At 58.9% G+C, this 12,064-nt stretch carries 11 protein-coding genes; 9 read left to right on the plus strand and 2 right to left on the minus strand.

Annotation, left to right across the window (positions count from 1 at the left end):
• Positions 1-55: 55 nt before the first annotated feature.
• On the minus strand, positions 56-397 hold the full coding sequence (locus tag KVO92_RS00690) for a DMT family protein (protein WP_102850807.1): 342 nt from the start codon (positions 395-397) through the stop codon (positions 56-58).
• A 142-nt stretch (positions 398-539) separates the two neighbouring features.
• On the opposite strand from KVO92_RS00690, the gene KVO92_RS00695 reads away from it, so the two are divergent.
• The gene (locus KVO92_RS00695) at positions 540-791 is read left to right on the plus strand and encodes a YkgJ family cysteine cluster protein (protein ID WP_217473769.1); all 252 of its coding nucleotides are present in this window, start codon (positions 540-542) and stop codon (positions 789-791) included.
• Between the two features lie 263 nt (positions 792-1,054).
• Here KVO92_RS00695 and gltA read toward each other — a convergent pair whose 3' ends face one another.
• A complete protein-coding gene (gene gltA, locus KVO92_RS00700) occupies positions 1,055-2,326 on the minus strand; it encodes a citrate synthase (protein ID WP_217473770.1) in 1,272 nt (423 codons plus the stop codon).
• 363 nt (positions 2,327-2,689) lie between these two features.
• On the opposite strand from gltA, the gene sdhC reads away from it, so the two are divergent.
• The 8 genes from sdhC to KVO92_RS00740 all read left to right on the plus strand — a co-directional run bounded on the left by sdhC (position 2,690) and on the right by KVO92_RS00740 (position 12,063).
• Positions 2,690-3,064 (plus strand): succinate dehydrogenase, cytochrome b556 subunit, encoded by a 375-nt coding sequence (sdhC, locus tag KVO92_RS00705; protein ID WP_217473771.1) that lies wholly within the window; start codon positions 2,690-2,692, stop codon positions 3,062-3,064.
• Positions 3,058-3,426, plus strand: a complete 369-nt coding sequence (sdhD, locus tag KVO92_RS00710; protein WP_217473773.1) for a succinate dehydrogenase, hydrophobic membrane anchor protein — start codon at positions 3,058-3,060, stop codon at positions 3,424-3,426. The genes sdhC and sdhD overlap by 7 nt, the downstream gene beginning before the upstream one ends.
• Positions 3,427-3,429: 3 nt before the next feature.
• On the plus strand, positions 3,430-5,202 hold the full coding sequence (sdhA, locus tag KVO92_RS00715; RefSeq protein ID WP_217473775.1) for a succinate dehydrogenase flavoprotein subunit: 1,773 nt from the start codon (positions 3,430-3,432) through the stop codon (positions 5,200-5,202).
• A gap of 10 nt (positions 5,203-5,212) precedes the next feature.
• On the plus strand, positions 5,213-5,917 hold the full coding sequence (locus KVO92_RS00720; protein WP_021207874.1) for a succinate dehydrogenase iron-sulfur subunit: 705 nt from the start codon (positions 5,213-5,215) through the stop codon (positions 5,915-5,917).
• A 286-nt stretch (positions 5,918-6,203) separates the two neighbouring features.
• Positions 6,204-9,035, plus strand: coding sequence for a 2-oxoglutarate dehydrogenase E1 component (locus KVO92_RS00725; protein ID WP_217473776.1), 2,832 nt, complete (start codon positions 6,204-6,206; stop codon positions 9,033-9,035).
• Between the two features lie 67 nt (positions 9,036-9,102).
• Positions 9,103-10,329, plus strand: coding sequence for a 2-oxoglutarate dehydrogenase complex dihydrolipoyllysine-residue succinyltransferase (gene odhB / locus KVO92_RS00730; RefSeq protein ID WP_217473777.1), 1,227 nt, complete (start codon positions 9,103-9,105; stop codon positions 10,327-10,329).
• Positions 10,330-10,427: 98 nt separating this feature from the next.
• Positions 10,428-11,864 (plus strand): dihydrolipoyl dehydrogenase, encoded by a 1,437-nt coding sequence (lpdA, locus tag KVO92_RS00735; protein WP_217473778.1) that lies wholly within the window; start codon positions 10,428-10,430, stop codon positions 11,862-11,864.
• Entirely contained in the window at positions 11,824-12,063 is a 240-nt protein-coding gene (locus KVO92_RS00740) for a hypothetical protein (RefSeq protein WP_217473780.1), read from the plus strand. The genes lpdA and KVO92_RS00740 overlap by 41 nt, the downstream gene beginning before the upstream one ends.
• Position 12,064 lies beyond the last annotated feature (1 nt).

The following is a 12,064-nucleotide window of genomic DNA, read 5'->3' on the forward strand; positions in this document are numbered from 1 at the left end:
CGTCATCTGATCAGCTATCCAAAAAGCGGCACTTTCCTTTCGGTCCGCGCTGCGCTCACGACCGAAAAATGAAGTACACCGCGCCCAGCAGGCAGAGTCCGGCCCATAGGTAGTCGAGCTTCATCGGTTGCTGCATGTACAGCACGCTGAAGGGAAGGAATATGCCGAGCGTGATCACCTCTTGCATGATCTTCAGTTGTCCGATCGAGAGCTCCGTATAGCCGATTCGGTTGGCTGGCACCATGATCAAATATTCGAACAAGGCAATACCCCAGCTGACGAGGGCGGCTATCAGCCATGGCTTGGTCCCGAGTGTCTTCAGGTGGCCGTACCAGGCAAAGGTCATGAAAAGGTTGGAAATACAAAGCAGGGCAGCGGTCTGAAGCCAGATGGGCATGGGCGTACTCCGGGGCGATGGCGGATCCTATGGCCCTGCACATGGCTTCGCAAGTGCTCTAAGTCAGGTCTCGCGGTGCTAGTGCGTTTTGCGTGAGCAGCCATTATTATCGCCGCCCGTTTTTTCATCTCGGATGTTTGAAATGGATTGTCGTCCTGGTTGTGGCGCGTGTTGCATTGCCCCGTCGATCAGCTCCCCGATTCCCGGCATGCCTTTCGGAAAGCCAGCCGGCGAGCGTTGCATGCATCTCTCCGAGCAAAATCTTTGCGGGTTGTTTGGTCTGTCAACGCGTCCGGCAGTCTGTGCTGCGTTCCAGGCTGATCATGCGGTTTGTGGTGAGAGTCGGCAGGACGCGATCCGCCTGCTTGGCTGGCTTGAGCAGGCGACGGGATAACTAACCAGTGCGACTGTGGGAGCGCCGACCTCGGCGCGAAGCTTTTTGTCAGAGACGCGCGCCATACCAGCACGGCGGACCTAAGGCGGAATCTTGCTCCTGACCTGGCGATACTTGCTAATGGCAGCCGAGGATCATTCGCCAAGCTATCGCCTGCCCGGACGGCCGCCGAAACAGTTGCTGACAGGAGGATTGACCAGGGCGAGGAGGGATACGAAAAGGCCGCCCAGTTGGGCGGCCTTTTGTCATTTCCGGCTAAGGAATCAGCGTGGCAGGTCGCGCTGTGGGTGGCCGGTGTACAGCTGGCGTGGGCGGCCGATCTTCTGGCCCATCGCGATCATTTCCTTCCAGTGGGAGATCCAGCCGACAGTACGCGCCAGGGCGAAGATCACGGTGAACATACTGGTCGGTATGCCGATGGCCTTGAGGATGATGCCCGAGTAGAAGTCGACGTTCGGGTACAGGTTGCGCTCGGCGAAGTAGGGGTCGTTCAGCGCGATTTCTTCAAGCTTCATCGCCAGCTCAAGCTGCGGGTCGTTGATGCCCAGCTCGCCGAGGACTTCGTCGCAGGTCTGCTTCATCACCTTGGCGCGCGGGTCGAAGTTCTTGTAGACGCGATGCCCGAAGCCCATCAGTTTGAACGGATCGTTCTTATCCTTGGCCTTGGCCAGGAATTTCTCGATGTTCGATACGTCGCCGATTTCGTCCAGCATTGTCAGAACGGCTTCGTTCGCACCGCCGTGTGCTGGTCCCCAAAGCGCTGCGATACCGGCAGCGATACAGGCGAAGGGGTTGGCGCCAGTGGAGCCTGCCAGGCGAACGGTGGAGGTGGAGGCGTTCTGTTCGTGGTCCGCGTGGAGAATGAAGATACGGTCCATCGCCTTGGCCAGCACCGGGCTGATCGGCTTCACTTCACATGGCGTGTTGAACATCATGTGCAGGAAGTTTTCCGCGTAGTTCAGGTCGTTACGCGGATACATCATGGGCTGGCCCATGGAGTACTTGTAGACCATCGCCGCGAGGGTTGGCATTTTGGCAACCAGGCGCACGGCCGAGATCTCGCGGTGGTGCGGATCGTTGATGTCCAGCGAGTCGTGGTAGAAGGCCGAGAGCGCGCCGACGACGCCGCACATGATGGCCATCGGGTGCGCATCGCGGCGGAAGCCGTTGAGGAATGACTTGAGCTGCTCGTGAACCATGGTGTGGTTCTTCACGGTGCTGATGAACTTCGCCTTTTCTTCGGCGGTTGGCAGCTCACCATTCAGCAGGAGGTAGCAGGTCTCGAGATAATCGGCTTTTTCCGCCAGTTGCTCGATGGGGTAGCCGCGGTGCAGCAGAATGCCCTTGTCACCGTCGATGTAGGTGATCTTGGATTCGCAAGAGGCGGTCGACATGAAGCCGGGATCGAACGTGAAGCGACCCGTGGAGGTCAAGCCCCGAACATCGATTACGTCAGGCCCTACGGTGCCGGTTAAAACGGGCAGTTCGATGGCGTCTGCGCCTTCGATGATCAACTGCGCTTTGTTGTCAGCCATGTATGGCCTCCTGTTTTATGCTTGGAATCATCATGGCCCCCCACGCAGGGCCCGCATCACTATAGTGAGATAAATCTCAAAGTCAATTTGCGCGGGCGCCCCGCAGCAGAGGGGGTTTAGGGGTGAATTCGCAACACAGAAACGCTTATTTACGGCATTTGTAACCGGGGGCGCCATGCGCCTTTAGTGGCACTTCACCACATTGTCATTAGCGACCTAACTGTTTATACTCGGCGACCGACCGGCAGGGGCCTTACAGGCAGTTTCCTGTGGGTTGTCACTCGTGGGTGGCGGGTACCGCTGCGTACTCTTCCCAACAACTTTGCCCTGCGTATTAGGGGCTCTCAAGTGTGAAAAAAAGCCGTGAAAAGCCAACGACCTGTAAACCTAGATCTTAGGACTATAAAACTCCCTATCACTGCTTACACCTCGATCCTCCACCGCATATCCGGCGTGATCCTGTTTGTAGGCGTGGCCATTCTGTTGCTTGCGCTGGATGCATCGCTTTCTTCTGCCGAAGGCTTCGAAGACGTGAAGGCGTACCTCAATAGCCCCCTGGCCAAGCTGGTGATCTGGGTGCTGCTGTCTGCATTGCTGTACCACCTGGTGGCCGGTGTACGTCACCTGATCATGGATTCGGGCCATGGCGAGACGCTGGAAGGCGGCAAGCTGGGCTCGAAAATCGTTCTGGCCGTCTCGGCGGTGCTGATCGTTCTGGCGGGAGTGTGGATATGGTAACTAATGTCACGAACTTCTCGCGTTCGGGTCTTTATGACTGGATGGCTCAGCGCGTTTCGGCAGTGGTGCTCGCGGCTTATTTTCTGTTTCTGATCGGATACCTGGTCGCAAATCCAGGGCTGGACTACGCCCAGTGGCAGGGGTTGTTCTCCTCCACCTGGATGCGCATCTTCAGTCTTCTGGCGCTCGTCGCGCTGAGCGTGCATGCATGGGTTGGTATGTGGACGATCTCCACTGACTACCTGACCAACATGGCGATCGGTAAGTGGGCTACCGGTGTGCGTTTCCTCTTCCAGGCAGTGTGTGGCATCGCCATGTTCACATTCTTCGTCTGGGGTGTGCAGATTCTTTGGGGTATCTGATCCATGGCTAGCATTCGTACTCTTTCATATGACGCCATCATCATCGGTGGTGGCGGCGCAGGCATGCGTGCCGCGCTGCAGTTGGCCCAGGGCGGCCATAAAACGGCAGTGGTTACCAAGGTCTTCCCGACGCGCTCGCACACCGTATCGGCCCAGGGTGGCATCACCTGCGCGATCGCTTCGGCTGACCCGAACGATGATTGGCGCTGGCACATGTATGACACCGTAAAGGGCTCCGACTACATTGGTGACCAGGACGCGATCGAATACATGTGCTCCGTTGGGCCGGAAGCGGTCTTCGAGCTCGAGCACATGGGCCTGCCGTTCTCCCGTACCGAGCAAGGTCGCATCTACCAGCGTCCGTTCGGCGGCCAGTCCAAGGACTACGGCAAAGGCGGGCAAGCCGCTCGTACTTGTGCGGCCGCCGACCGTACCGGTCATGCGCTGCTGCATACCCTTTATCAGGCCAACCTGAAGGCAGGCACGTCCTTCCTCAATGAATGGTATGGCGTGGATCTGGTGAAGAATCAGGATGGTGCCATCGTCGGTATCATCGCGATCTGCATCGAAAACGGGGAAACCGTCTACATCCGCTCCAAGGCGGTGGTCCTGGCGACCGGTGGTGCAGGCCGGATCTATGCATCCACCACCAACGCCCTGATCAACACCGGTGACGGTATCGGCATGGCGCTGCGTGCGGGCGTGCCGGTCCAGGACATCGAGATGTGGCAGTTCCACCCGACCGGTATTGCCGGTGCCGGTGTGCTGGTCACCGAAGGTTGCCGCGGCGAGGGCGGTTACCTGATCAACAAGCACGGCGAGCGTTTCATGGAGCGCTACGCGCCGAATGCGAAGGACTTGGCTGGCCGTGACGTGGTTGCTCGTTCCATGGTCAAGGAAATCCTGGCTGGCAACGGCTGTGGTCCGGATGGCGACCACGTCATGTTGAAGCTCGATCACCTGGGCGAAGAAGTACTGCATAGCCGCTTGCCGGGTATCTGCGAGCTGTCGAAGACCTTCGCGCACGTCGATCCGGTCACGGCTCCGGTTCCTGTTGTGCCGACCTGTCACTACATGATGGGTGGTGTCGCCACCAACATCCATGGTCAGGCGATCACCCAGGACGCCAATGGCAACGACAAGATCATCGAAGGCCTGTTCGCGGTAGGTGAAGTGGCTTGCGTATCCGTCCACGGTGCCAACCGTCTTGGCGGCAACTCGCTGCTGGATCTGGTGGTCTTCGGTCGCGCGGCTGGTTTGCATCTCGAGAAGGCGCTGAAAGACGGTATCGAGCATCGCGGTGCGACCGAAACCGATCTGGACGTCGCGCTGAACCGCCTGTCCAGCTTGAACGAACGTACAACTGGCGAAGACGTTGCCTCGTTGCGCAAAGAGCTGCAGAGCTGCATGCAGAACTATTTCGGCGTGTTCCGCACAGGCGAGTACATGCAGAAAGGCATCGCGCAGCTTGCTGATCTGCGTCAGCGCATCGCTGCCGTCAAGATCTCCGACAAGAGCCAGGCGTTCAATACCGCACGTATCGAAGCGCTGGAGCTGCAGAACCTGCTCGAGGTTGCTGAGGCGACTGCCATCGCTGCGGAAACTCGCAAGGAATCGCGCGGCGCGCATGCCCGCGAAGACTTTGAAGAGCGTGATGACGAGAACTGGCTGTGCCACACCCTGTACTTCCCGGGTGAGAAGCGCGTAGCCAAGCGTGCCGTGAACTTCTCTCCGAAGACAGTTCCGACTTTCGAACCCAAGGTCCGGACTTACTGAGGTCGCCGATATGTTGCAAGTGAGCGTTTATCGCTACAACCCGGATAAAGACGAAAAGCCGTACATGCAGGATTTTCAGGTCAATACCGATGGTAAGGACCTGATGGTGCTGGACGTTCTGGCGCTCATCAAGGAGCAGGACGAGGGCTTCTCCTATCGTCGCTCCTGCCGTGAGGGTGTGTGCGGTTCCGACGGCATGAACCTGAATGGCAAGAATGGCCTGGCCTGCATCACGCCGCTGTCGTCCGTGGTCAAGGGCAACAAGCTGGTGGTTCGTCCGCTGCCTGGTTTGCCTGTCATTCGTGACTTGGCCGTGGATATGGGCATCTTCTATAAGCAGTACGAGAAGGTTCGGCCTTACCTGATGAACGATACGCCGGCACCGGCTATCGAACGTCTGCAAAGCCCGGAAGACCGCGAGAAGCTGGATGGTCTGTACGAGTGCATCCTCTGTGCTTGCTGCTCGACCAGCTGCCCGTCCTTCTGGTGGAACCCTGACAAGTTCCTCGGTCCGGCCGCACTGCTGCAGGCCTATCGGTTCCTGGCTGACAGCCGTGATACCGAGACCGAGAGCCGTCTGGCGTCGCTGGATGATCCGTTCAGCGTATTCCGCTGCCGCGGCATCATGAACTGCGTCAGCGTTTGCCCCAAAGGGTTGAACCCGACCAAGGCGATTGGTCACGTGCGCAACATGTTGCTGCAGAGTGCAACCTGATGAGCAGGGGCCTGTAACTATTTGCGTAATTGCAGGTCCGTAATGCTTCACCGCGACACCTTCGGCGCCGGAGTTCAAACTCGGCGCCGAAGTTTTAGCAGGAATCTCAGCCCACAAAGCCGGATTCCGCTCTGAAAATTTGTTGACCAGCAGGAGCATCCGGGGTGGTTCTCGGAAACTATCTGCGCGGTCCGTAGTGGCTTTACCTGGGTCGCTGCTTCAGAACTTGGGAAGTCATGCTGCGGTCTCCACGCTGGTGGTGTCTCCTTATCGAAGGTGACCAGACATGCAAGAAAGCGTAATGCAGCGCATGTGGGACAGTGCCCACCTATCCGGTGGTAACGCTGCCTATGTGGAAGAGCTTTATGAGCTCTACCTGCACGATCCCAACGCTGTGCCCGAAGAGTGGCGCACCTACTTCCAGAAGCTGCCCGTCAGTGGCGGCGCCGCGGCTGACGTATCGCATTCGACTATTCGCGATCATTTCGTCCTGCTGGCCAAGAACCAGCGGCGCGCCCAGCCGGTTTCGGCAGGTAGCGTAAGCAGTGAGCACGAGAAGAAGCAGGTCGAAGTTCTGCGTCTGATCCAGGCGTACCGGATGCGTGGCCATCAGGCTGCCCAGCTCGACCCGCTCGGGTTGCAGCAGCGTCCGGTTCCGGCCGATCTGGCCATCAATAACTATGGTCTGACCGATGCCGACCTGGATACGGTTTTCCGTACCGGCGATCTTGCCATGGGCAAAGATCAGGCAACCTTGCGTGAAATTCACCAGGCGCTGCAAGAGACGTATTGCCGCACCATCGGTGCCGAATTCACCCATATCGTCGATTCCGATCAGCGCAACTGGTTCATCCAGCGTCTGGAAAGCGTTCGTGGCCGTCCGGCGTTCTCGGGCGAAATCAAGTGCCACCTGCTCGAGCGTCTGACGGCTGCCGAGGGCCTGGAAAAGTACCTGGGCACCAAGTATCCGGGTACCAAGCGTTTCGGTCTGGAAGGCGGCGAGAGCCTGATTCCGCTGCTCGATGAGATCGTCCAGCGTTCCGGCTCTTACGGTGCCAAGGAAATCGTCATCGGCATGGCGCACCGCGGTCGTCTGAACGTGCTGGTCAACACCTTCGGCAAGAATCCGCGTGACCTCTTCGACGAATTCGAAGGCAAGAAGGTCGAAGGGCTCAGCTCCGGTGACGTGAAATATCACCAGGGTTTCTCTTCCAACGTGATGACGCCCGGTGGCGAAATCCATCTGGCGATGGCCTTCAACCCGTCTCACCTGGAGATCGTTTCTCCGGTGGTCGAAGGTTCCGTTCGCGCCCGTCAGGATCGCCGCAGCGACCCGGCTGGCGACAAGGTTGTTCCGGTGACCATTCACGGTGACGCCGCTGTAGCGGGCCAGGGCGTGGTCATGGAAACCTTCCAGATGTCTCAGACCCGTGCCTATCGCACCGGCGGGACGATCCGGATCGTGATCAACAACCAGGTGGGCTTCACGACCAACAAGCAGGAAGACGCGCGCTCCACCGAGTACGCGACCGACGTGGCCAAGATGATTCAGGCCCCGATCTTCCATGTGAACGCCGACGATCCTGAGGCTGTTCTGTTCGTCACGCAGTTGGCTGTCGACTATCGCATGCAGTTCAAGCGCGACATCGTCATCGATCTGGTCTGCTATCGTCGCCGTGGCCACAACGAGGCCGACGAGCCGAGCGGTACTCAGCCGCTGATGTACCAGAAGATCGCCAAGCAGCGCACCACCCGCGAGCTGTACGCCGACTCCCTGATCCAGTCCAAGGTGCTGGAGGAAGGGCAGGTCCAGTCGAAGGTTGATGACTATCGCACTGCATTGGATAACGGCCTGCACGTGGTCAAGAGCCTGGTCAAAGAGCCCAACAAGGAGCTCTTCGTCGATTGGCGCCCCTACCTGGGGCACGCCTGGACCGCCCGCCACGATACCCGCTTCGACCTCAAGACCCTGCAGGAACTGTCCGGCAAGATGCTGGCGATCCCGGAAGGCTTCGTGGTTCAGCGTCAGGTATCGAAGATCCTCGAGGATCGTCAGCGGATGGGCGCCGGCGCGCTGGCAATCAACTGGGGGTACGCCGAGACATTGGCTTACGCGACCCTGTTGTTCGAAGGCCACCCGGTGCGTATCAGCGGCCAGGACGTAGGGCGCGGCACCTTCTCGCACCGCCATGCCGCGTTGCACAACCAGAAGGACGGCAGCACCTACATCCCGTTGCAGCACCTGTACGAAGGTCAACCGCGTTTCGATCTGTACGACTCCTTCCTCTCGGAAGAGGCTGTACTCGCGTTCGAATACGGCTACGCGACCACCATGCCCAACGCGCTGGTGATCTGGGAAGCCCAGTTCGGTGACTTCGCCAACGGTGCACAGGTCGTCATCGACCAGTTCATTACCAGCGGCGAACACAAGTGGGGACGCCTGTGCGGTCTGACCATGCTGCTGCCTCACGGTTACGAAGGGCAGGGTCCTGAGCATTCGTCCGCTCGCCTGGAACGCTACCTGCAGCTGTGCGCCGAGCACAACATTCAGGTTTGCGTGCCGACCACGCCAGCGCAGGTCTATCACATGCTGCGTCGCCAGGCGATTCGTCCGCTGCGCAAACCGCTGGTGGCCCTGACGCCCAAGTCGTTGCTGCGCCACAAGCTGGCGACCTCGACCCTCGAAGAGTTGACTCAAGGCTCGTTCCTGACCGTGATCCCCGAGATCGATCAGATCGAACCGAGCAAGGTCGAACGGCTGATCATGTGTAGCGGCAAGGTCTACTACGATCTACTGGACAAGCGTCGCAACGAGGGCCGTGAAGATATCGCGATCATTCGTCTCGAGCAGCTCTATCCATTCCCGGAAGATGATCTGGCAGAGGTGCTCGCGCCGTACCAGAACCTCAAGAGCATCGTCTGGTGTCAGGAAGAGCCGATGAACCAGGGCGCCTGGTACTGCAGCCAACACCACATGCGTCGTGTTGCCGTCGCGCACAAGAAGGAATTGTTCCTGCAGTACGCAGGTCGTGAAGCGTCCGCTGCTCCAGCGGTTGGCTACGCCTCCATGCACGCCGAACAGCAGGAAAAGCTGCTGCAGGACGCGTTCACCGTTTAACTCATTCTTGCAAGAGGCCGCGCTCAGGCGGCCTCGATGTAGAAACCGAATCAATAGGACCCAGCTAATGGCTATCGAGATCAAAGCCCCCCAATTTCCGGAATCGGTTGCTGACGGCACCGTTGCCACCTGGCACAAGCAGCCGGGCGATGCGGTCAAGCGCGACGAGCTGATCGTCGATATCGAGACCGACAAAGTGGTGATGGAAGTACTGGCGGAAGCCGACGGCGTGCTGACCGAAATCGTCAAGAACGAAGGCGACACGGTGCTCAGCGGTGAACTGCTCGGCAAGCTGGACGCCGGCGCGACCGCCAGTGCTGCGGCACCGGCCTCCGCTCCCGCCGAAGCCCCTGCCGCTGCGCCAGCAGCAGCGCCAGCCGCCAGCAGTGAAGATGCCATTCTGGCGCCTGCCGCTCGCAAGCTTGCCGAAGAGAACGGCATCGACCCCAACAGCGTCAAAGGCACCGGCAAGGACGGTCGCGTCACCAAGGAAGATCTGGTTGCCGCCATCGAAGCCAAGAAGTCCGCACCCGCTGCGGCCAAGCCTGCCGCCAGCACTGCTGCGGCGCCGGTCGTTACCGGCGGTGGCGATCGTACCGAGAAGCGTGTGCCGATGACCCGTCTGCGGGCCAAGGTTGCCGAGCGTCTGGTCGAAGCCCAGTCGAACATGGCGATGCTGACCACCTTCAACGAAGTCGACATGACCGAGGTCATGGCGCTGCGCTCGAAGTACAAGGATCTGTTCGAGAAGACTCACAACGGCGTGCGTCTGGGTTTCATGTCGTTCTTCGTCAAGGCATCGGTCGAGGCGCTCAAGCGCTTCCCGGCGGTCAACGCCTCGATCGACGGTAGCGACATCGTCTACCATGGCTACCAGGATATCGGTGTGGCGGTCTCCAGCGACCGTGGTCTGGTCGTACCTGTACTGCGCAACGCTGAGCTGATGAGCCTGGCCGAAGTCGAAAGCGGCATCGCCACCTTCGGCAAGAAGGCCCGTGATGGCAAGCTGTCGATCGACGAGATGACTGGCGGCACCTTCACCATCACCAATGGCGGTACGTTCGGCTCGATGATGTCGACCCCCATCGTCAACCCGCCGCAAGCCGCCATCCTCGGCATGCACAACATTCTGCAGCGCCCGATGGCCGTCAATGGTCAGGTCGTGATTCGGCCGATGATGTATCTGGCGCTGTCCTACGATCACCGCCTGATCGATGGCAAAGAAGCGGTCAGCTTCCTGGTGACGATCAAGAATCTGCTTGAGGATCCGGCTCGTCTGTTGCTGGACATCTGATAAAGCAGCTACAGGCTGCAAGTGGAGAGCCGCGGTTATGGCGGCTCCGCTTGCGGCTTGTGGCTTTTTTTGCTTCTGCTTGAATGAGGGATTTGCTAATGAGCGATAAATTCGACGTCGTCGTCATCGGGGCCGGCCCCGGCGGATATGTGGCTGCCATTCGTGCCGCGCAGCTGGGCCTGAAGACCGCCTGTATCGAAAAATATCAGGGCAAGGAAGGTAAGACCGCGCTGGGCGGTACCTGCCTGAACGTCGGTTGCATCCCGTCCAAAGCATTGCTGGATAGCTCCTACAAGTTCCATGAAGCCCATGAAAGCTTCAAGGTGCACGGCATCAGCACCGGCGAAGTGGCCATGGACGTACCGACCATGGTGGCCCGCAAGGACCAGATCGTTAAGAACCTCACCGGTGGCGTAGCTGCGCTGATGAAGGCGAACGGCGTGACCGTATTCGAAGGTCACGGCAAGCTGCTCAGCGGCAAGCAAGTCGAAGTGACCGGCCTGGACGGCAACACCCAGGTGCTGGGCGCAGAGAACGTGATCCTGGCTTCCGGCTCCAAGCCGGTTGACATTCCGCCGGCTCCGGTCGATCAGAAGATCATCGTCGATTCAACCGGCGCGCTGGATTTCCAGAGCGTACCGGCCAAGCTGGGCGTCATCGGTGCTGGTGTGATCGGTCTGGAACTGGGTTCGGTGTGGGCGCGTCTGGGCGCCGAAGTCACCGTCCTGGAAGCCATGGACAAGTTCCTGCCAGCCGCGGACGAGCAGATTTCCAAAGAAGCATTCAAAGTGCTGAGCAAGCAGGGTCTGAAGATTCTGCTGGGCGCGCGTGTGACCGGTTCTGAGGTGAAAGGTGATCAGGTCACCGTCAACTTCACCAACGCCGAAGGCGAGCAGCAGCAGACGTTCGACAAGCTGATCGTCGCCGTCGGCCGTCGTCCGGTGACCACCGACCTGCTGGCCGCTGATGCTGGCGTCGACATGGATGAGCGTGGCTTCATTTTTGTCGACGACTACTGCGCTACCAGCGTTCCCGGCGTATACGCCATCGGCGACGTGGTGCGCGGCGCGATGTTGGCGCACAAGGCCTCGGAAGAGGGCGTGATGGTGGCTGAGCGCATCGCGGGCCACAAATCGCAAATGAACTACGACCTGGTTCCGTCGGTCATCTATACCCATCCGGAAATCGCATGGGTCGGCAAGACTGAGCAGGCGCTCAAAGGCGAGGGCGTGGAAATCAACGTCGGTACCTTCCCGTTCGCCGCGAGCGGTCGTGCGATGGCGGCCAACGACACCGCCGGTCTAGTCAAGGTCATCGCCGATGCCAAGACTGACCGTGTGCTGGGTGTCCACGTGATGGGGCCGGCTGCGGCGGAACTGGTTCAGCAGGGTGCGATCGGCATGGAGTTCGGCACCAGCGCTGAAGACCTCGGCATGATGGTCTTCTCCCATCCGACCATGTCCGAAGCGCTGCACGAAGCAGCATTGGCAGTGAATGGTCACGCCATTCACATTGCCAACCGCAAGAAGCGCTAAAGGCGCTGCGGTAGAGAGGCGGGGGGGGGCCGGGAAAAAAAAAAAAAAAAAAAAAAAAAAAAAAAAAAAAAAAAAAAAAAAAAAAAAAAAAAAAAAAAAAAAAAAAAAAAAAAAAAAAAAAAAAAAAAAAAAAAAAAAAAAAAAAAAAAAAAAAAAAAAAATGCAACGTCTGATGCACATCAAACCGAACGGTAGCTAAG

Source organism: Stutzerimonas stutzeri (assembly GCF_019090095.1).
Taxonomy (GTDB): domain Bacteria; phylum Pseudomonadota; class Gammaproteobacteria; order Pseudomonadales; family Pseudomonadaceae; genus Stutzerimonas; species Stutzerimonas stutzeri_AN.